At 64.7% G+C, this 23,019-nt stretch carries 2 protein-coding genes; both read left to right on the top strand.

Features of this window, described 5'->3' with window-relative positions; translation table 11 throughout:
• Complete coding sequence (locus CQ13_RS14015) at window positions 1-6,588, top strand: non-ribosomal peptide synthetase (RefSeq protein ID WP_057843429.1); 6,588 nt, start codon at window positions 1-3, stop codon at window positions 6,586-6,588.
• The gene (locus CQ13_RS14010; protein ID WP_057843428.1) at window positions 6,581-23,017 is read left to right on the top strand and encodes a non-ribosomal peptide synthetase; all 16,437 of its coding nucleotides are present in this window, start codon (window positions 6,581-6,583) and stop codon (window positions 23,015-23,017) included. The genes CQ13_RS14015 and CQ13_RS14010 overlap by 8 nt, the downstream gene beginning before the upstream one ends.
• Window positions 23,018-23,019 lie beyond the last annotated feature (2 nt).

Here is a 23,019-nt window from a genome sequence, read left to right as displayed (position 1 = left end):
ATGGCTGAACCATCAAAGCCAGGTTTGCGTGATCTGGATTCCGCACAGGTGAAAAAGCTCCTGTCGCTGGCGAGAGACCGCGGTCGAACTGCCAGCAAGGTTGGAATCTCCTCGATTGGGGCCGTGCCGCGCGGCGGGCCGCTGGAATTGTCCTTTGCCCAGCAGCGGCTTTGGTTGCTGGCGCAGCTCGATGGCGCCAACGCCAACTATCACATTCGCGGCGCTTTGCAGCTTTCGGGTGATCTCGACGTCGATGCATGGCGTCGCAGCCTTGATCAGTTGTTTGCGCGTCACGAGGCGCTGCGCAGTGTCTTCCGCGTGGTCAATGGAAAGCCTTGCGTTGAATTGCTGCCGGCCGATGCGTGCCTGCCGGTGCTCGAACATGATTTGCGGCAACGCCTGGATGCCGAACAGGAACTCGCGCGCTTGTGCCGCGAGGAGGCCGATACGCCGTTCGATCTCGCCGCGGGTCCGTTGATCCGCGGACGCCTGATACGGACAGCGGAAAAGAAGTATCTGTTCCTGCTCACGCAGCATCACATCGTATCCGACGGCTGGTCCATGGGCGTGCTCGTACGCGAGCTTGGCGCGCTTTACCGAGCCTTCGCGACAGGCCAAAACGATCCGTTGCCGCCGCTGGCAATTCATTACCCGGACTACGCTGCCTGGCAACGGCAGTGGCTGGCGGGCGAGCGATTGCAGCGGCAGGTCGACTATTGGCGGCAGGCGCTCGCGGGCGCTCCCGCGGTGCTCGAATTGCCGACAGACCGGCCCCGCCCGCCGGTCAGGTCTCTCGCCGGCGCGTCATTGCCGATCGAGATCGACGCCGAGCTTGCGCATCGTATCAGGCTATTCAGCCAGTCGCACCGCGTGACGGCATTCATGACGGTGCTGGCGGCCTGGGCGGCGGTGTTGTCAAAACTTTCCGGGCAGACCGATCTTGTGATCGGCACGCCGACGGCAAACCGCAACAGGCGCGAAATCGAGGGCCTAGTCGGCTTTTTCGTCAACATGCTGGCGCTCCGCGTCGATTTATCGGGAGAGCCTGATGTGGCGGAGCTGCTCAGCCGTATGCGCGCTGCAGCGCTCGAAGCTCAGGATCATCAGGATCTGCCGTTCGAGCAACTCGTCGAGATCATTCAGCCGCCGCGGCGGCTGGAGCATACGCCGGTCTTCCAGGTCGTGTTTGCCTGGCAGAACAACGAGCCGGCAATCGTTGAGCTACCAGGCCTCAAGGCCGAGATAGCCGATATCCCGCTGCAGCAGGTCAAGTTCGATATCGAGCTCAATCTGGGGGAGGCGGACGGCCGCATCGTCGGCGCCTTGAACTATGCAACGGCACTGTTCGACGGAGCGACGATCAGGCGTCACCGGGACTATCTGCTCGTCTTGCTGCGGGCCATGGTCATCGACGCGGATCAAATCGTCGACCGGATCGATATTGTCGGCCAAGAGGAACGCAAGCTCGTTCTGGATACATGGAACGAAACGGCTGCGCCATTCCCATCGGAGCGCTGCATCCACGAACTGTTCGCAGAGCAGGTCCGAACCGCGCCCGAAGCCACAGCGCTGGTTCACGAGGACGTTCGCCTGAGCTATGGCGAGCTTGATGCGAAGGCCAATCAGCTCGCACGGCACCTGATCGCTTTGGGCGTCGGTCCAGATCAGCCGGTCGCGATCTGCCTGGAGCGCGGCATCGCCATGGTCGTCAGCCTGCTGGCCGTGCTGAAGGCGGGCGGCGCTTATCTGCCGTTGGATCCGGCCTATCCGGCGGAGCGGTTACGCCAGATCGTCGAGGATGCAAAACCGAGATTGTTGATCGTTGATAGTGACGGACGCGCAATCTTCGCGAATGTCGCGTGCGAGATCGTTGATCTCGATGCGTGCGCGCCTGCCATCGCAGCGCTTACGGCATCAGATCCAGGTGACCTTGTCACGGGACTTACGTCACGGCATCTCGCCTACATCATCTACACTTCCGGTTCTACCGGCCGGCCAAAGGGGGTGATGGTCGAGCATCGCGGCCTGGTAAATTTGGCGCGGGCCCAGCGAGCGCTGTTTGACGTTTCCCAACGCAGCCGCGTCATGCAGTTTGCTTCGTTAAGCTTCGATGCCAGTACCTGGGAAATTGTCATGGCCCTGTGCTCGGGGGCCGAACTGTTTCTGGTCGGCCCGCGACAGCACCGCAATGCGTCGGAACTGCTCGATTTTCTCTCGGACAACGCCATTACGCACGCGACCTTGCCGCCGGCCATGCTGCAGGGGCGGGATGATCTCGACAGGCTGGCGTCGCTGCAGGTGCTCGTCCTCGCCGGCGAATTGCCCAAGGCGGAATTGATCAATGATCTGCCGCCTAGCGTTGCCGTCTTCAATGGCTACGGGCCGACGGAAACGACGGTCTGCGCTACCAGTTGGCTGCGGCCGGCGGGCTTTGATGGCGACGTCGTGCCGATCGGTCGTCCGCTTCCCAATACACGTATCTATCTGCTTGATAGCTTCGGTGCGCCCGTTCCGCTCGGTGCGACCGGCGAAATCTACATCGGCGGGGCAGGAGTGGCCCGCGGGTATCTCAATCGCACCGACCTGACGGCGGAACGTTTCGTGCGCGACCCCTTCAGTGGCGACGCTAACGCGCGGATGTATCGCAGCGGCGATCTCGGATGCTACCTGCCGGATGGCAACATCGCGTTCCTCGGTCGCAACGATCATCAGGTAAAAATCCGCGGCTTCCGCATCGAATTGGGCGAGATCGAGTGTCGCCTTAATGAGCACACCGGCGTGACCGATGCGGTGGTGCTGGCGCTGCGGGATCACAGCGGTGACCCGCGGCTGGTCGCCTATGTGGCCGCGAGGGACGACGGCGTGAAGCGTAATGCCGGTGAATTTGCGGCTGTGATGCGCAATCATCTCCGTGAGCGTCTGCCGGACTACATGGTGCCATCGGCGTTCGTGCGCCTGGATGCGCTGCCGCTGACGCCGAATGGCAAGATCGATCGCAAGGCGCTGCCCGCGCCGGAGGATGATGCCTTTGCAAGGCGCAGTTTCGAGCCGCCGCAGGGCGAGATCGAGGAGGTCGTTGCAAGGGTCTGGACCGAGCTGCTCGGCGTCGATCGTATCGGACGCAACGATCACTTCTTTGAGCTGGGAGGCCACTCGCTGCTTGCGGTCCGCATGCTGGAGCGCTTGCAGCGGCATTCGCTCCGCGCCGATGTGCGCACGCTGTTCGCAAAGCCGGTGCTCGCGGATTTCGCCGCCAGCCTCGACGGTGGCGTCGGCGCGGCTGTTCCGGCCAATCTGATCACGCCGCAGACGACGGCAATCACGCCTGGGCTGCTGCCATTGATCGCGTTGAATCAATCCGACATCGACAGCATCGTGGCCAGTGTGCCCGGGGGCGTTGCCAACATCCAGGACATCTACGGCCTGTCACCGCTACAGGACGGCATCCTGTTTCACCATCTGCTGTCGAAGGAGGGCGATCCATATCTGCTGGTCGGCCAGATGGCGTTCGCAAGCCGCGACCTGATCGACCGTTATCTCGCCGCCGTTCAGCAGGTCATCGACCGGCACGATATTCTCCGCACGTCCATTGCATGGGAGGGGCTATCAGCTCCGGCGCAGGTGGTTTGGCGGCGAGCTTCTGTAGTCATCACCGAGGTCGCGCTGGACCGCGAGAGCCCGGCGCATGAGCAGCTTGCGCGGCGTTTCGACCCGCGCCGCCATCGGATCGACCTTGGCCGCGCGCCCTTGCTGCGGTTTGCAATCGCGCGCGATCCGGGCAAGGAGCGCTGGCTGCTTTTGGTGTTGCTGCATCATTTGATCGGCGATCACTCTACGCTGGAGGTGATGCACGACGAAGTGCAGAAGATATTATCCGGGCGTAGTCATGAGCTTCCGGCTCCCTATCCGTTCCGAAATCTGGTGGCGCAGTCGCGCGGATCGGCCGCCATCGCGGAGCACGAGCACTTCTTCCGAAGCATGCTCTCTGATATCGATGAGCCGACCACGCCGTTTGGGCTGGATCGCGTGCATGGCGACGGTGGCGGCGTGGCGGAAGCGCGGCGAACGCTTCCGGAACAGCTCAACGCGCGGCTTCGCGCGCTGGCGCGGCGGCTGGGGGTGAGCCTTGCCAGCGTCTGCCATCTCGCGTGGGGACAGGTGGTGGCGCGAAGCAGCGGGCGTGAGCGCGTCGTGTTCGGCACGGTTCTGTTCGGCCGAATGCATGCGGGCGCCGGCGGCGACCGCACCATGGGGCTGTTCATCAATACATTGCCGCTGCGGCTCGATCTCGATGACACTGCGGTTGAAGACAGCGTTCGTCATGCGCACGCCCGGTTGGCCGAGCTGATGGCGCATGAACATGCCTCGCTGGCGCTCGCGCAGCGATGCAGCGGTGTCGCAGCGCCGGCGCCCCTGTTCAGTTCGATCCTGAACTACCGGCACAATGCGAAGCCGGAGGCTTCGTCCACGAATCAGGGCGGCGCAAGCCTGCACGGCATCGAGTGGCTCGGCGGCGAAGAGCGTACCAACTATCCCTTGATGATGGCGGTCGAGGATTATGGCCAAGCGCTCAGCTTGACCGCTCAAGTCGTCCATCCGCTCTCGGCCGATCGCATCTGCGCCTTGATGCAGCAGGCGCTCGATCAATTGGCGGAGGCGCTGGAACGCGCGCCACACTCTCCGGTGCGGCAACTGGATGTTCTGCCTGCCGAAGAGCGTCAGCTTTTGCTGGAGACGTGGAACCGGACGCAGGCGCAATATCCACGGGACCGTTCATTCGTCGAGCAATTCGAGGCGCAGGTCCGCCAATCTCCCGACACGATCGCGCTGGTGTTTGGCGATGAGGCATTGAGCTACGCCGCGTTGAACGCTCGCGCCAATCGGCTTGCGCGGCGGCTGCGCGATCGCGGCGTCGGAACCGACGCGGTGGTGGGGCTGGCGCTGGAGCGCGGCGTCGAGATGATGGTCGCGCTGCTGGCGGTATTGAAGGCGGGCGGGGCCTATCTGCCGCTCGATCCGGACTACCCGGCGGAGCGGCTGGCGCACATGCTGCGCGACAGCGGCGCTGCGCTGGTGCTGACGCAACGGACGCTGCTGGAGCAGTTCGCGCCCGTGCTGAAGGAAACCGGCGCCGAGGCCTGGCTGCTCGACGAGAAGCAGCACGGAGATGGCGAGAGCGGTGATGCGGCGAATTTCAGCGTGGTCGTCCACCCCGAAAGCCTGGCCTACGTGATCTACACCTCCGGCTCGACCGGCCTGCCCAAGGGCGTGATGGTCCGCCATGATGCGGTGACAAGCTTTTTGGCGACGATGGCGGAGCGGCCGGGCATGACGGCTCAGGATCGCGTGCTCGGCCTGACCTCGCTGTCGTTCGACATTGCGGTGCTGGAACTATGGCTGCCGCTGACACTCGGAGCCTGCGTGGTGCTGGCGGATCGCGCGGCCGCGCATGATCCGTCGCGGCTCAAGGCGATAGTAGCCGCGCACGGCGTCACGCTGATCCAGGCGACGCCATCGACCTGGCGGATGCTGCTCGATCATGACGGTCCATCGCTGCCGGCAAGCTGCCGCGTGCTGTGCGGCGGCGAGGCCTTGCCGCCGGACCTGGCGCGGCAGCTGGTGGCGCAGGCCGGCGAGGTCTGGAATCTGTATGGCCCGACCGAGACCACGGTGTGGTCGGCCCGCCACCGCCTCGATGCGCAGGACGACCGTCCAGTTTTGGGCGGCCCGATCGGCAACACCACGCTTCATATTCTCGACAACGACCTCAATCTCGTGCCGGTCGGCGTGGCGGGCGAGCTCTATATCGGCGGCGCGGGCCTTGCGCGCGGCTATTGGCGGCGCGGCGCGCTGAGCGCGGAACGCTTCATCCCCGATCCGTTCGGCCGGCCAGGGGCGCGGCTCTACCGCACCGGCGACATAGCACGGTGGCGCGCCGATGGCGTGATCGAATATATCGGCCGCGCCGACCATCAGGTGAAGATCCGCGGTTTTCGGATCGAGCTCGGCGAGATCGAGGCGCGGCTGTTGGCGCAGGCTGGCGTACGCTCGGCGGTGGTGGTGGCGCGCGAGGCCGGCGCTGCCCGCCAGCTCGTCGGCTATGTCAGCGGTGAAACGTCGCTGGACGGGACAGCTCTCAAGACCGCGCTGTCGTCGCTGCTGCCGGACTACATGGTGCCGCCACGGATCGTGGTGCTGGACCGGCTGCCGCTGACACCGAACGGCAAGATCGACCGCAAGGCGCTTCCGGCTCCGGACCAGCTCGCGACATCAACCGAGCGCGTCGCACCGCGTACATCGGTGGAAGCGGCGCTCGCCGCGATCTGGGCCGATCTGCTGCGCCAGCCCAATATCGGCGTCACCGACAACTTCTTCGAGCTCGGTGGCGACTCTCTCACCGCCGTCCAGCTCGTTAGCCGCATCAAGCGCGATCTCGGCCAGGACCTGCCGCTGAACCGCCTGTTTGAAATGACGACCATCGAGACGATGGCCGCTGCTCTTGCCCCTGAGATTCAGGTCGACAAGCGCAGCGATGACATCGCCGCGATGCTCGACATGTTGAAGGAAGTCGAACTTTCCGATGAATGATATCGCCGCCACGCAGAAGCAGCAGCTTCGTGACATCTCACGACGCTTGATGCGCCTTGATACCAGCAAGCAACAAGCGTTCCTGACGCAGCTCGCGGCGAAGGGCGTCAATCTCGCCATGCTGCCGATTGCGCGCCAGGAGAAAACGCAGGCACCGCTTTCTTTTGCGCAATCGCGCCTCTGGTTCCTGTGGCGGATGGATCCGGACAGCGTCGCCTACAACATATCGGCGACGGTACGGGTGCGAGGGCAGCTTCAACGGCACGCCCTGCAGCAGGCCTTCGATGCGCTGGTCGCCCGTCACAGCGCGCTTCGTACGGTGTTCCGGCAGCAGGGCAAGGAAGCCGAGCAAGTCGTGCTCGACCCGCAACCGTTCGCGTTGCGGCATGTATCGCTCTATGGCGATGACCGCGAGCAACAGAGATATCTGCTGGCGCGGCAGGAAGGATCACTGCCGTTCGATCTCGAAGCCGGCCCGCTCATGCGCGCTGCGTTGCTGAGGCTGGAAGAAGACGACCATCTCCTTGTCGTCAGCCTGCATCACATCGTGGCCGACGGCTGGTCGATGGGCGTGCTGGTCGACGAGTTCTGGCGCTTGTACGCGGCATTCGCAGGCGGCGAGACGCCGGCTTTGCCGGAACCCGATATTGAATATGCCGACTATGCCTGTTGGCAGCGGCTCTGGATGAGCGCTGTCGATGGCGAGCGCCAAGTCAACTACTGGACGGCGCGCTTAAAGGATCCGACGGTGCTGCAGCTTCCAATCGATCGGGCGCGGCCGGCGGTTCCTGATCTCGCCGGCGCCGCGCTCCGCAGGGCGCTCGATCCGGCGCTCGCTGACGGCCTGCGCGCGTTGGCGCGCCGGCACCAGACCACGCTGTTCGTCGTCCTGCTGTCGAGCTTCAAACTGCTGCTTTATCGCTACACCGGCCAGTCCGACATCAGTGTCGGCGTGCCGGTCGCCAATCGCCACCGGGACGAGACGCACGGCGTGATCGGGCTGTTCGTCAACACCCAGGTGCTTCGCACGCAGCTCGACGGTCGCGCGGCGATCGCTGACTTCATTGCAGCGGTCCATTCGGCCACGATCGAAGCGCAGGCGAACCAGGACCTTCCGTTCGAGCGGTTGCTGGAAATCCTGCAGCCCAAGCGCAGCCTGAGCCAGAACCCGCTCTTTCAGGTACTCTACAATCATCAGCGCCGGCGCGTGTCGGGCAATCCGCCCGACCGCACCGGCCTGCAGATCGAGAAGATCGACGCCGAAGTCGACACGGTCAAGTTCGACCTGGCGCTCGACAGCGAAGAGGGACCGGCAGGGGAGATTCGCGCGATCTTTACCTATGCGACCGCGCTGTTCGAGCCGGCGACGATCGAACGCCTTGCGTCGCATTGGATCACGATCCTGAACACGATGGTTCAGGACGGCACGCAGTCGGTCGCCGGCATGACGTTGCTTTCCGCGCAGGAAGTGACCACGCTGCACGAGTGGAACGGCGCGGAAGCCGAGATGGACGCGCCGTTTACGCCGGTGCACCAAACGTTCGCGCGGCTGGCCACGGAAACGCCTGACGCGCCGGCGCTCATCTTTGGCGACGATGTGATCTCCTATGCCGAGCTTGACCGTCGCGCCAATCGGCTCGCACATCGTCTGATCCGTTTGGGCGTCACTCCTGCCGATCTGGTCGGTATCTCGGCGCGGCGCTCGCCATCGCTCGTTACGGCCTTGCTGGCTATCTTGAAAACCGGCGCGGCCTATCTGCCGCTCGATCCCGAGCATCCGGCAAAACGACAGGTCGTAACCATGCGCGACGCCGGCGTGCGCTTCGTGCTGGTTGATTTGGAAGGCTCGGCGCTCACTGCGCTTCCGTCAGGGATCGCGGCTGTCCCGCTCGACGCAAACGATTTCGGCCAAGAGCCGGAGAGCGATCCCGGCATTGGCGTCGGAGCGACAAGCCTTGCCTATGTGATCTACACCTCGGGCTCCACCGGCATCCCGAAGGGAGTCGCAGTGGAGCATGGGCCGTTTGCGATGCACTGCGAGGTGACCGCCGGACTCTACGACATGGACCGGCATTCGCGCGAGCTGCACTTCCTGTCCTTTACGTTCGACGGCGCTCATGAGCGGCTTTGGACGGCGCTGACTTGCGGCGCGGCGCTCGTGATGCGCGACGAGAATCTGTGGTCGGCCGAACAGACGCTCGACGTTCTGCGCAAGCAGCGCGTCACCCATGCGGGCTTTCCGCCGGCCTATTTGCAGCAGCTCGCCGACTTTGCAGCATGGCGCGGCGATCCGCCGCCGGTCGGGCTTTACTCGTTCGGTGGCGAGGCCATGCCGAAGGCAGGCTTCGACAAGGTCAAGCGCGCGCTTAAGCCGCGGACATTGATCAACGGCTACGGCCCGACTGAAACCGTCGTGACGCCGCTGCTCTGGAAGGTCGATGCCAGCGAGGAGATCGAGGGCAACTATGCGCCCATCGGCTGTCCTGTGGGACGCCGCTCAGCTTATATTCTGGATGGGGACCTGAACATCGTGCCGGTCGGCGTGACCGGCGAATTGTTCATCGGCGGCGAGGGACTGGCGCGCGGCTACTGGCGCCGCGCCGGACTGACGGCCGAGAGATTCATTTCCGATCCCTTTGGTGCGCCCGGCGCGCGGTTGTATCGCACCGGCGATTTGGCGAGATGGCGCCCCGATGGCGTGATCGAGTATGTCGGGCGCTCCGATCACCAGGTGAAAATCCGCGGCTTCCGGGTCGAGCTCGGCGAGATCGAGGCGTGGCTGATGCGCCAGCCGGGCGTGCGATCGGCGGTCGTCGTTGCGCGCGAAGCCGGCGTAACCAGCCAACTGGTCGGATATGTCGCCGGCGAGGGCACGTTCGATGAAGCGGCAATGCGCGCGGCCCTTTCGGACGAACTGCCCGATTACATGGTGCCGACCCGTATCGTGAAGCTTGAGCGGCTGCCGCTCACCGCGCACGGCAAGGTGGACCGCGAAGCGCTGCCGGCGCCCGATGTGCAAGCTACTGCGCCCGGACGTGTCGCGCCGCGCACCGCGACCGAGACGACGCTTGCCGCGATCTGGGCCGAGTTGCTTGGCCAGCCGCTCATTGGCGTTGACGACAATTTCTTCGAGCTCGGCGGCGATTCCATCATCTCTCTGCAACTGGTCGGCCGCGCCCGGCAGTCGGGCCTCGTGATCGAACCGCGTGATGTTTTCCGGCACCAGACCTTGCAGGAGCTGGCGCGGGCCGCGCGCATTGAACGGTCGGTGGAAGAGGCGGCTCCCGAGAGAAACCTCGAGGGCAGCGAACATCCGCTGTTGCCGATCCAGGCGCGGTTCTTCAGCGAGGATGCCGGCGAGCGTCATCACTGGAATCAGGCCGTCCTGTTGATGCCGAAGTCGCGGCTGGATTGGGCGAGCGCTGAGCGCGCGGTCGCCGCCGTTGTCGCGCATCACGATGCCTTGCGTCTTGGCTTCAAGGAAGTCGACGGCGCTTGGCGCGCAACCTATTGCGCCGCGCCGGCAGTGTCGGAGTTGTTGTGGATTCGGAGTGGTATCCGCGATGCAGCCGAGGTAACGGCCGTCGCTTCTGCCGCCCAGGCCAGCCTGTCGCTGGCGGGACTGCTGTTGCGCGTGGTCGGCATGGATCTCGCCGACGGCAGCCAGCGGCTTCTCATCGTGGTGCACCATCTCGTCATCGACGGCGTGTCATGGCGCGTGCTGCTCGAAGACTTTGCTGCGGCTTACGGGCAGTTTCAGCAAGGCGCAGCGTCGATCGCGCTGGCGAGGAGCCAATCCTATGCATCCTGGGGCGCGCAGTTGCAGGCATATAGCGGCACCGAAGAGCTGTCTGCCGAGTTGCCCTATTGGCTCGAACGAGGTTCGCGCGCCGATCTGCCCTGCGACGACGATCATGATGGTGTCGACCGGGTTGCCGAGGGCGAGGAAATCCTGCTGGCATTCGATGCCGGGCTGACGACGCGGCTGCTCAAGGAAGCGCCGTCCGCCTATCGGACTCAGGTCAACGATCTGCTGCTGGCGGCACTGGCGCGGGCGGTATCGCGCTGGAGTGGAATTGAGGACGTTGCCGTCGAGCTCGAAGGGCACGGCCGCGAGGACACCTTCTCTGGGGTGGATATTTCCCGCACGGTCGGCTGGTTCACGACCGCTTTCCCGGTGCGCTTGCCGGGCGGCTCTGGCGACGATGCTTCGCTGATCAAATCCGTCAAGGAGGAGCTCCGGGCGATTCCCGCCCGCGGGTTGGGCTTCGGCGTGTTGCGCTATCTCGGCACCGAGGCGCAGCGCCATGCGCTCGCCGCGCTGCCCGAGCCGCGCATCGTTTTCAACTATCTCGGCCAGTTTGATTCCAGCGTAGGTGAGGGCACACCGTTCAGGATCGCTCCTGAGAGCGCCGGGCCCTCGCGCAGCGACAGCGCGCCGCTTGGCCGCTGGCTGAGCATCAACGGTCAGGTGCGGGAAGGCCAGCTACGGCTGTCGTTCAGCTATGGCCGCAGGCGTTACCGGCGAGCCACGATCGAACGCCTCGCAGAGCACTATGCCGCGGCGCTGAGAGAACTCGTCGACCATTGTACAAGCGGCGCCCGCGGCATCACGCCGTCGGACTTCGCATTGTCGAATTTGAGCCAAGCCGATCTCGATCTCCTGGGCGCGGCGATCGATTGCCGCGACATCGAGGATATCTATCCGTTGTCGCCGATGCAGCAGGGCATGCTTTTCCACGCGCTGCGCGACGGAGAAAGCGGCAACTACGTCAACCAGGTCGGTCTCGAAGTGCGAGGCCTCGATGCCGGCCGGTTACGCGCAGCCTGGCACGAGGTGAGCGCGCGTCATGCTGTGCTGCGGACCGGCTTTGCCTGGCGCGAACTGTCAGGCGCGGCACAGCAAGTGGTATATCGCCATGTGACGCTGCCATTCGTGGAAGAAGACTGGCGCGAGCAGGCCGCAGCCATGGACCGCGGCGAACTCGAGGCGGCCCTGGCGAAGGCGTCGCAGGCCGAGCGCGTCAAGGGCTTCGACCTGTCGCAGGCGCCGTTGCAGCGCGTGCGGCTGATCCGGCTTGACGAAAGCCGCCACTGGCTGATCTGGACGCATCATCATATCCTGCTGGACGGCTGGAGCTCGGCGCGGCTGGTGGCCGAGATACTGCAACACGAACGCGGCCATCGTTTACCTGCCGTGCAGGGCCGCTACCGCGACTACATCGCCTGGCTGCAACGGCAGGACCGCGACGCCTCCGGGACGTTCTGGCGCACGGCATTGGCGGAACTGGATGAGCCGGGTTTCCTGGCGGATACGCTGGGAGGACCTGCGGCCACCACCGGCGCGTCCGGCCATGGTTCGCTCGATCTGCTTCTCACTGCCGATCTGACTGCAAAGCTGCACGCATTTACAAAGCGCGAGCGCGTTACGCTGAACACCCTGTTGCAGGGTGCATGGGCGCAATTGTTGCGCCGTCATACCGGCCGGCGCGTGGTCTGCTTCGGTGCGACGGTATCGGGCAGGCCGGCAGAGATCGGCGGGTCCGAGGACATGGTGGGCCTGTTCATCAACACCCTGCCGGTTGTGGATCGGGCAAACCCGCAAACCGATGTTGGTGCATGGCTGCGGGACCTGCAGGAACGCAACATCGATTTGCGCGATCACGGCTGGATGCCGCTCTACGAGATCCAGCGCCTCGCCGGACGATCCGGCCGGCCGCTGTTCGACAATATCCTGGTGTTCGAGAACTATCCGATCGATCAGGCCTTGCGCAGCGAGAACGAAAGCGGTCGCCGCTTCGGGCGGGTCGAGCAGGTCTCGATTACCAACTATGCGCTCACGGTGGCGGTGTTCGCCAAGACCGACGGCATCAATCTCGGCTTCCGCTACGACCGCAGCCGGTTCGATGAAGGCCAGGTCAGATATCTGCAGGTCACGCTGTCGCGGCTCCTTGCCGAGATCGTCGCGGACGCCTCCCGACCGCTGGGTGAGCTCAGCGGGCTCGATGCAGATCAGACGCGAAAGGTGCTCGGCTGGAGCGATGGCTTTGCCAAGGTTCCGAATGTTGGCAACAGTATCGTCGCTCAGATCGAGGCTCGTGCGGCAGCTTCGCCATCCGCTATCGCGTTGGTATTTGGCGACCAGAAAATCAGCTATGAGGAGCTGAACGCTCGCGCCAATCGTCTGGCGCGACGGTTGCAAGCTCACGGCATCGGTCGCGACCGGTTGGTCGGGCTCGCACTGGAGCGCAGCGTCGAGCTGATCGTCGGCGTTCTCGCCGCGCTGAAAGCCGGCGGAGCCTATCTGCCGCTCGATCCCGATTATCCGCCGGACCGTCTTTTGCACATGCTGCGCGACAGCGGAGCTGCGCTGGTGCTGACACAAAGCCGGCTGCTGGATCGTCTCGCGCCCGTAATTGCGAGCGCGTCCGTTGAAGCCTGGGCTATAGAAAGAGAAAGGGGGACTTGGGCAGGAGAGCCGGTCCGCAATCTCGACGTGGCGCTGCACCCGGATAGCCTGGCCTATGTGATGTACACGTCGGGATCGACGGGCATGCCCAAGGGCGTGGCCTGCTCGCATGGCGCGCTCACCGCACGGCTTGGCTGGATGCAGGCGGAGTATCGCCTCGATGCCGGCGAGACCTTGCTGCAGAAGACGCCGTTCAGCTTCGACGTCTCGGTCTGGGAGATCCTGTGGCCGCTCGCGACCGGCGCACGGCTTGCGATCGCAGCGCCGGGCGCGCATCGGGAGCCGCGGCTTTTGGTCGATGCCATCATCGCCCACGACGTGACGACACTGCATTTCGTGCCGCAGATGCTCGAGCATTTTGTTGCCGAGCCCGAAGCGAGGCGCTGCGTCACGATCAAGCGCCTGTTTGCCGGCGGCGAAGCCTTGTCGTCAGAGTTGAAGGCGCGTGTGCTCGCAGCCTTCCCCAATTTGCGTTTCGACAATCGCTACGGTCCGACTGAAGCCCTGATCAATGCCACGTTCTGGAATTGTCGCGACGATGGCGCGGCGCGGGTGCCGATCGGACGGCCGATCCCGGGTACGGTCATTCGGATCCTCGATACCGACCTGAACATGGTCCCGGGCGGCGTGACCGGTGAATTGTTCATTGGTGGAGCAGGGCTGGCGCGGGGCTACTGGCGACGCCAGGCTCTGACGGCGGAACGCTTCCTTCCCGATCCCTTCGGCGGCCCTGGCGCGCGGCTATATCGAACGGGTGACTTGGCGCGTTGGCGCGCCGACGGTGCGATCGAGTTTATCGGGCGGTCCGATCACCAGATCAAGATCCGCGGATTCCGCATCGAGCTTGGTGAGATCGAAGCGCGGCTGCTTGAGCAGCCCGGTGTCCGCTCCGCTGTGGTGGTGGCGCGCGAGGTCGGATCAGGCCGCCAGCTTGTCGGATACGTCAGTGGCGCGAGTGGACTGGAGGAACAGGTCCTGCGGACGGCGCTGTCGGCCGTTCTGCCTGATTACATGGTGCCATCGCGGATTGTGGTGCTGGAGCGGCTGCCGCTGGCGCCGAACGGCAAGATCGACCGCCAGGCGGTTCCGGCGCCCGACGCCGCGTCCACGGTTGCGCAGTACGAGGCGCCGCGCACGCCGGCCGAACTGGCGCTCGCGGCGATCTGGGCCGAATTGCTCGGGCGGCCTGCTGTCGGCCTTGCCGACAATTTCTTCGAGCTCGGCGGCGATTCGATCATCTCGCTGCAGATGGTGAGCCGGGCCCGCCGCGCCGGTTACCTGATCGAGCCGCGCGATGTGTTTCAGCATCAGACGCTCGAAGCGCTGGCGCGCGCCGCGCGTGCCGAGCAGCGCAGCGAGGCGCTCGCCGATCAGGGGCAGGTTACCGGCCCGCTTTCGTTGTTGCCGATCCAGGCGCGTTTCTTTGCGAAGGACGCAGGAGAGCGCGATCACTGGAACCAGGCGGTGCTGTTGCGGCCGAGGGATCGTCTCGATTGGGAAATGATGCGGCGCGCGCTAGCGGCCGTGATCGATCATCACGACGCGCTGCGGCTTCGCTTCGTGGAAAGCGCGGGAAGGTGGCGCGCGGAGCACGGCGCGGCACCTGCTGCCGCGGATTTGCTGTGGATCCGAAGTGCGGTTGACGGGGAAGCCGTGACGGCCTTGGCATCCTCGGTGCAAACAAGTCTTTCGATATCAAGGGGACCGCTGCTGCGGGCGGTCGGGATCGACGTCGCCGATGGCACTCAGCGTTTTCTGATCGTGATCCATCATCTGGTTGTCGACGGCGTGTCATGGCGGGTTCTGCTGGAAGACGTCGCCGCCGCCTATGCTCAGCTAGCGAACGGCGGCGCCGCGGTTGCGCTTCCGCCGAAGAGCCACGCCTATGCCGTGTGGGGCAAGCGGCTGCAAGATTATGCAGCATCGCCCGAACTGGCGACTGAATTGTCCTATTGGATCGATCGCCGTACGGATGTGGATATTCCCTGCGATGACGACCATGGCGGCAGCGACTGTGTCGCCGATGCCGATGAAGTTTTGCTCACGTTCGAGCGGGAATTGACGCAGCGCCTGCTGACGGACGCGCCGTCCGCCTATCGTACGCAGATCAACGATCTTCTTCTCGCCGGCCTTGCACGCGCTGTCTGGCAATGGAGCGGACAGGACAATGTGCTGGTCGAGCTGGAAGGCCACGGCCGCGAGGACCTGTTCGGCGATCTCGATATCTCGCGCACCGTCGGCTGGTTCACCACCGCCTTTCCCGTGCGGCTGGCTGGCGGGTCACAGGACCCTTCGTCACTCATCAAGACCGCGAAGGAGGAACTTCGCGGCATTCCCGGCCGGGGACTCGGTTATGGCGTATTGCGCTATCTCGGCTCCGAAGAGCAGCGCGCGGCGCTGGTTGACATTGCCGAGCCGAAGCTTGCCTTCAACTATCTCGGCCAGATCGACGGCGGCGTTGAAGACGCGGCATTGTTCGCCATGGCATCGGAAAGCGCGGGTCCCTCGCGTGACGCATCGAGCCCGCTGCGGCGCTGGCTTAGCGTGAACGGCACGGTGCGCGAAGGACAGTTGCGGCTCTCGTTCGGCTTCGGCCGCAAACGTTATCGACGGGAAACAGTCGAGCGATTAGCTGGGTTGTACGAAGCGGCGCTGCGCGAACTGGTCGATCACTGCACTAGCGGCGCCTCCGGCGTGACGCCGTCGGACGTGGCACTGTCAGGACTTGGCCAGGCCGATCTCGACAGGCTGGAGTTGCATTGGCGAGAGATCGAGGACATCTACCCGTTGTCGCCGATGCAGCAGGGCATGCTGTTCCATGCCATGCACGACAGCGAGAGTGGGCTTTACGTCAACCAGCTCGCCGCGGAAGTGCAGGGCCTCGATGCCGGAAAGCTCCAACGCGCCTGGCAGGCGGTCAGTGATCGCCATGCGGTGCTGAGAACTGGCTTCGTCTGGCGCGACCTGACAGGCTCGCCGCAACAGATCGTCTATCGTCGGGCCGAGGTGCCGTTCCTCGAGGAGGACTGGCGCGCGCGAGTCGCGGCGTCCGAACCGTCCCAGTTGGAGGCTGCGCTGGGCGAAGTTTCGCTGCGCGAACGGGTCGAAGGGTTCGACCTGTCGAAGCCGCCCCTGCAGCGGGTCCGGCTGATCCGGCTCGGAGAAGATCGTCATTGGCTGATCTGGACGCACCATCACATCCTTCTCGACGGATGGAGTTCGGCGCGGTTGATTGCCGAGGTGATGCAGCATAATGCCGACGGCCGGTTGCCTGCATTGCAGCGCCGCTATCGCGACTACATCGGTTGGCTGCAGAGCCGGGACGGCGATGCATCGGCGGCGTTCTGGCGCAGCGCGATGGCCAAGCTGGAAGAGCCGAGCTTCCTGGCAGGAGGTTCGACCGAACATGCAGACGCGGAGTCGTCCGGTCACGGCATGCTCGCGCTGGAGCTGGATGTTGCCGTGACTGAACGCCTGCAGCAATTTGCTGCGCGCGAGCGTGTGACGCTGAACACGCTGGTGCAGGCGGCTTGGGCGCAACTGTTACGGCAATATACCGGGCAGGGAACGGTTTGCTTCGGCGTCACCGTATCAGGCAGGCCGCCGGAATTGGCCGGCGCCGAGGACATGGTGGGCCTGTTCATCAACACCTTGCCTGTTATCGACGACGTCGGTCCGCAGCAGAAAGTCGGCGCATGGCTGCGTCACTTGCAGGATCGCAATCTGACCTTGCGCGAATACGGCTGGACGCCGCTCTACGAGATCCAGCGCTTGTCGGGACGTCCCGGGCGGCCGCTGTTCGACAGCATCCTGGTGTTTGAAAATTACCCGGTCGACCACGCGCTGATGGGGAAAGATGGACAAATCCGTGTCGGCGAGACCAGGATCGTCGAGACCAGCAACTATCCGTTGTTCGCCAGTGTCGGCGTCGATGACCGATTGCGGCTGGTCTTCAACTATCAGCGCAGGCATTTTGATGAGGCGCAGATCGCGCGGCTGCAGCGCGCCTTTGTGCGGTTGATGGAGGCGTTGAGCGTCGATGCTGACCGGCCCGTCGGCATGATCGCGGCCGGCGCCCCGGGTGATCATGCGCTGCTCTCCCGGGCGAACGAGACGCGCCGCGATGCACTGCGTCGGGGAATTGTCGAGCAGTTCGAGGCACAGGTCGATCAATCTCCCGACACGATCGCGCTGGTGTTTGGCGATGAGACATTGAGCTATGCCGCGTTGAACGCGCGCGCCAATCGGCTGGCGCGGCGGCTGCGCGATCGCGGCGTTCGAACCGACGTGGTGGTGGGGCTGGCGCTGGAGCGCGGCGTCGAGATGATGGTCGCGCTGCTCGCGGTGTTGAAGGCGGGCGGGGCCTATCTGCCGCTCGATCCGGATTACCCGGCGGAGCGGCTGGCGCATATGCTGCGCGACAGCGGCGCCGCGTTGGTGCTGACGCAGCGGACGCTGTTGGATCAGTTTGCGCCGGTACTGGAGGAGACCGGCGCCGAGGCATGGTTGCTCGACGGGAATGACAGCGGCGAGGACGGTGACGGTGGCAATCTTGATGTCGCCGTCCACCCCGAAAGCCTGGCCTACGTGATCTACACCTCGGGCTCGACCGGTCTGCCCAAGGGCGTGATGGTCCGCCATGACGCCGTGACGAATTTTTTGGCGACCATGGCGGAGCAGCCGGGCATGACGGCCCAGGACCGCGTGCTCGGCCTGACCTCGCTGTCGTTCGACATCGCGGTGCTGGAGCTCTGGCTGCCGCTGACGCTCGGGGCATGCGTGGTGCTGGCCGATCGCGCCGCCGCGCATGATCCGTCGCGGCTCAAGGCCATGGTGGTCAGGCATGGCGTGACCATGATCCAGGCGACGCCCTCGACCTGGCGGATGCTGCTTGATCATGACGGCCCATCACTGTCCCCAAGCTGCCGCGTGCTGTGCGGCGGCGAGGCCTTGCCGCCGGACCTGGCGCGGCGGCTGGTGGCGCAGGCCGGCGAGGTCTGGAACCTGTATGGCCCGACCGAGACCACGGTGTGGTCGGCCCGCCACCGCCTCGATGCGCAGGACGACCGTCCAGTTTTGGGCGGCCCGATCGGCAACACCACGCTTCATATCCTCGACAACGACCTCAATCTCGTGCCGGTTGGCGTTGTGGGCGAGCTCTATATCGGCGGCGCGGGCCTTGCGCGCGGCTACTGGCGGCGCGGCGCGCTGAGCGCGGAACGCTTCATCCCCGATCCGTTCGGCCGGCCAGGCGCGCGGCTCTACCGCACCGGCGACATAGCGCGGTGGCGCGCCGATGGCGTGATCGAATATATCGGCCGCGCCGACCACCAGGTGAAGGTCCGCGGTTTTCGGATCGAGCTCGGCGAGATCGAGGCGCGGCTGTTGGCGCAGGCTGGCGTACGCTCGGCGGTGGTGGTGGCGCGCGAGGTCGGCGCTGCCCGCCAGCTCGTCGGCTATGTCAGCGGTGAAACGTCGCTGGACGGGACAGCTCTCAAGACCGCGCTGTTGTCGCTGCTGCCGGACTACATGGTGCCGGCACGGATCGTGGTGCTGGACCGGCTGCCGCTGACACCGAACGGCAAGATCGACCGCAAGGCGCTTCCGGCCCCGGACCAGCTCGCGACATCAACCGAGCGCGTCGCACCGCGTACGCCGATGGAAGCGGCGCTCGCCGCGATCTGGGCCGATCTGCTGCGCCAGCCCAGTATCGGCGTCACCGACAACTTCTTCGAGCTCGGTGGCGACTCGATCATCTCGCTGCAGATGGTGAGCCGCGCGCGCCGCGAAGGCGTACTCGTCGAGCCCCGCGATGTCTTCCGGCACCAGACGATCGAAGCATTGGCCGCGTTGGCCCGCGACGTCAGCCCGAACAATGACACTCCGGCATCAGCGCGCGGCTCATTGTCGGGTTTGACCAGCGAGCAGCTCGATCGGCTTGGACTGAATTGGGACCGCATTGAGGACATCTACCCGCTGTCGCCGATGCAGCAGGGTATGCTGTTCCACAGCCTGCGCGATGCCGGCAGCGGCGTCTACGTCAACCAGGTCAGCGTTGAAATCCGCGGACTTGATGCGGAGCGTCTCGGGAGAGCATGGCGCGAGGTGACCGCACGCCATCAGGTGCTTCGGACTGGCTTTCTGTGGCGCGAGCTTGCCGGGTCTTCGTTGCAAGCCGTCTATCGCGACGCCGTCGCGCCGTTCGAACAGGAGGACTGGCGCGGGCAAACCATTGATGAGGACCGGATTGCGGCGGCGCTTGCCGACGAACGCGCCGCCGAGTTCGATCTCTCGACACCGCCGCTGCAGCGAGTGCGGCTGCTGCGCCTCGAGGACGAACTCTATCGGCTGATCTGGACCTATCATCACATCCTGATGGACGGATGGAGTTCGGCAAGGTTCGTCGGGGAAGTGCTGGAATGCTATTATGGCGGCGCGCCCGCGGCGAACCCGACGCGTTACCGCGACTATATCGCCTGGCTGCTGGCGCAGGACGCCAAGGCTGCCAAACATTTCTGGCGCGAACAGCTCAAGAGCTTCGACGAGCCGACGCAACTGGCGGACGCTTTCGGTGCTCGCCGCCATGATGCATCGGGCCACAAGCGCTGCTACACGCGGCTCGGAGAGACGGCGACCGCGGAGCTGAAAGCATTCGCGCGCCGTGAGCGGATCACGCTCAATACCATCGTTCAGGGCATCTGGGCGCTGCTGCTGCAGCGCTATACCGGCCAGCAGACGGTGACGTTTGGCGTTACGGTTGCCGGCCGCCCGGCTAGCCTCGACGGATCGCAGCAGATGCTCGGGCTCTTCATCAATACCTTGCCCGTGATCGAAACGCCGGCGTCCGCCAGCACGGTTGGAGAATGGCTGCGCGCGCTTCAGGATCGCAATTCGGCGATCTGGGATTACGAGCATACGCCGCTCTACGATATCCAGAGCTGGGCCGGCCGTGCCGGTCAGGCGATGTTCGACAGCATCATCGTGTTCGAAAACTATCCGATCGAACGCAGCATGCACCGGGGCGACGGCTCACTGCAGTTCGGCGGCCTTAGGAATGTCGACGTCACGAACTATCCGATGGACCTGTCGGTGCTCGTCGAGGATACGCTTCAGGTCGAGTACACCTATATGCCGAGCCACTTTACGGCGGTACAGGCGGGGCAGATCAAGGCGCAGTTCGAGCGTCTGCTTGAAATTCTGAGGCGCGATTCGTCGGCGTTGCTTGGCAGTATCGACCCGGTCACGGCAATCGACGATGCTCTCGCCAAAAATTGCAATCGCCACGCGATGTCGGCGGCCGCATTGCCGCTGGTTCACGAGTCGATCAGCATCCACGCGCGGCGTCATCCGGAACGGACGGCGCTTACCATCGGCGGCAAAACGCTCTCATTCGGTGCGCTCGACGCCAGGGCCAATCGTCTTGCCCATCACCTGATCGGCCGTGGGCTGAAGTCTGAGCAGCGCGTCGGCGTCGTGGTCGAGCGAACCGAAGCCACGATGGTCGCGCTGCTGGCCGTCCTGAAGGCGGGCGGGGCCTACGTTCCGCTCGATCCGGAGATTCCGGCCGAGCGGCGCGCCTTTGTCATGCGCGATGCCGGGATATCGTTCTTGCTGACAGGACAGCTCGATGTCCGGGAAGGCTTGGATGGTGTCGAGAGAGTTTCCCTTTCGACGTTCGATTTCGATGCTGGGCCGGAGCATGCGCCGCAACCGGAGCTGCACCCTGAGAACCTCGCTTATCTGATCTACACGTCCGGCTCGACGGGAACGCCAAAGGGCGTCGCCGTCGCCCATGGGCCGCTCGCGATGCACTGTCAGGTCACGGGCAGCATCTACGAGATCGACGAGAGCTCGTGCGAGCTGCACTTCCTGTCGCTCGCCTTCGATGGTGCCCATGAACGCTGGCTGACGGTCTTGTCGCATGGCGCGCGTCTCTTGATGCGGGATGCAGAATTGTGGACGCCGGAGCAGACGGTCGAGAACCTGCACGCGCATCGCGTCAGCCATATCGGATTGCCGCCGGCCTATCTGCAGCAGGTTGCGGAGGCGGTCGAGCAGGCGGGCAATCCGCCGCCGGTCAAGCTCTACTCGTTCGGCGGCGAGGCGATGCCGAAGGCTGGCTTCGACAAGGTCAGGCGCGTTCTGAAGCCGCGCATCCTGATCAACGGTTACGGTCCGACCGAAACCGTCGTCACGCCGCTGGTCTGGAAGGTCGATGGCGCATCCGAATGCGAGACACCTTACGCACCGATCGGTCTGCCGGTCGGTGACCGCCGCGCCTACATCCTCGATAGTTCGCTCAATATCATTCCCGCCGGTGTCGCCGGCGAGCTCTATCTTGGCGGATTCGGACTGGCGCGCGGCTATCACGGCAAGGCCGGCATGACTGCCGAGCGTTTCGTGCCCGATCCATTCGCTGCGGTGCCGGGCGGGCGGCTATACCGGACCGGCGACCTCGCGCGCTGGCGCAAGGACGGTACCGTCGAATATCTCGGCCGCAGCGACGACCAGGTCAAGGTCAACGGCTTCCGGATTGAGCTTGGAGAGATCCAGACCTCGCTGCTTCGTCACGAGGAAATCGAACAGGCGGCCGTGTTGGCGTTGCCCGGCGCGGCGGGAAATCAACTCGTTGCCTATGTCGCGCCGAAGGCGGCAAAGAGCGGAGCGGGAGACGCTGCCGAGGCTCTGGTCGACAGATTGACAAATTTTCTGAAGCAGACGTTGCCGCTCTATATGGTGCCGGCGCGGATCATGGTGCTTGAGCGACTGCCGGTGTTGTCGAGCGGCAAGGTTGACCGGCGTGCGCTGCCGACCCCCGACTCGGCCGGGCGAAGCTTCGTGGCTCCGCAAGGGCCGGCCGAAACCGCGATGGCGCGGCTGTGGGCCGACATCCTCAAGCTGCCGCAGGTCGGCGTCACCGATAATTTCTTCGAGCTTGGCGGCAATTCGATTCTCAGCCTGAAGGTCGTGGCCCGGCTGCGGCAGGACAAGACGTTTGGCACAGAGATCAAGCTGCGCGATCTACTGCAGAAGCCCACGATCCGCGCGCTGCTCGCGGATAACGCTTCCTCCGTGCCCGCCGCTGCGCCGCCGCCGACAGCGTTGCTGCCGCTGAATGCCGCGGTTCGTGGCGTGCATCCGGTGTTTTGCGTGCATGGCGGCTTCGGCACCGTCTTCGATTATGGGCCGCTGGCGCGACGCCTCGAAGGACGGCGGCAGGTGATTGGTCTGCAGTCCAGGATGCTGGTCGACAGTTCGTGGAGCGACCGGTCGCTCGAAGCGATGGCGGCGGACTATGCGAACGAGATCAGGCAGGTTCAGCCGCAAGGGCCCTATAGCTTGGTCGGCTGGTCGCTTGGGGGCCTACTCGTCACTCTTGTTGCCGCCGAACTTGAACGGTGCGGTGAACGCGTCGATTGTCTCCTGATGGTCGACAGCTTTGTGCTGCGGCAGCACGGCGGATCGGAGCAGCAGGCAGCGTCAGCCCACTGGATCGATGATCTCGCGGGATTGCTGTCGGCCGTTCTTCCGCACGCTGTTGGTATCAGCTCGCATGTGGAGGAAGCGAAGGCCGCAGGCATGCCGGAGACATCCGAGAGCGTCCGGCGTCTGGTCGCACAGATATTGGGGGAGGGAGCATCGGCGGACGACACACTGCTCGGCGTCGACGACCTGTCAGCAGCCTTCGCAGTAGGCCGGCACCTCAAGACCCTGACGCAGAATGCCGCGCCGCCGCGCTGTCTTGCAATCAGGCCATTGTGCTGGTGGACGTCGGGCCGCCTGACGCAGCGCGATCGGCTGGAGACGCAACTGCCTGACGCCATTGACCGCGGCGTCATCGGAGACAACCACTTCACGATCCTGAGGGATGCCGGCTTGCTCGATGGGATCTGCAGGCTGCTCGTGCCGGAGACGGCATCGGCTGCTTCGCAGGACACGGTGCCGGAACCGGCGGAGTGAAC

Source organism: Bradyrhizobium retamae, assembly GCF_001440415.1.
In the GTDB taxonomy this organism is placed as follows: Bacteria; Pseudomonadota; Alphaproteobacteria; order Rhizobiales; family Xanthobacteraceae; genus Bradyrhizobium; species Bradyrhizobium retamae.
Note: the sequence above shows the minus strand (reverse complement) of the source record. Positions and strands in the feature narration are given on the sequence as shown.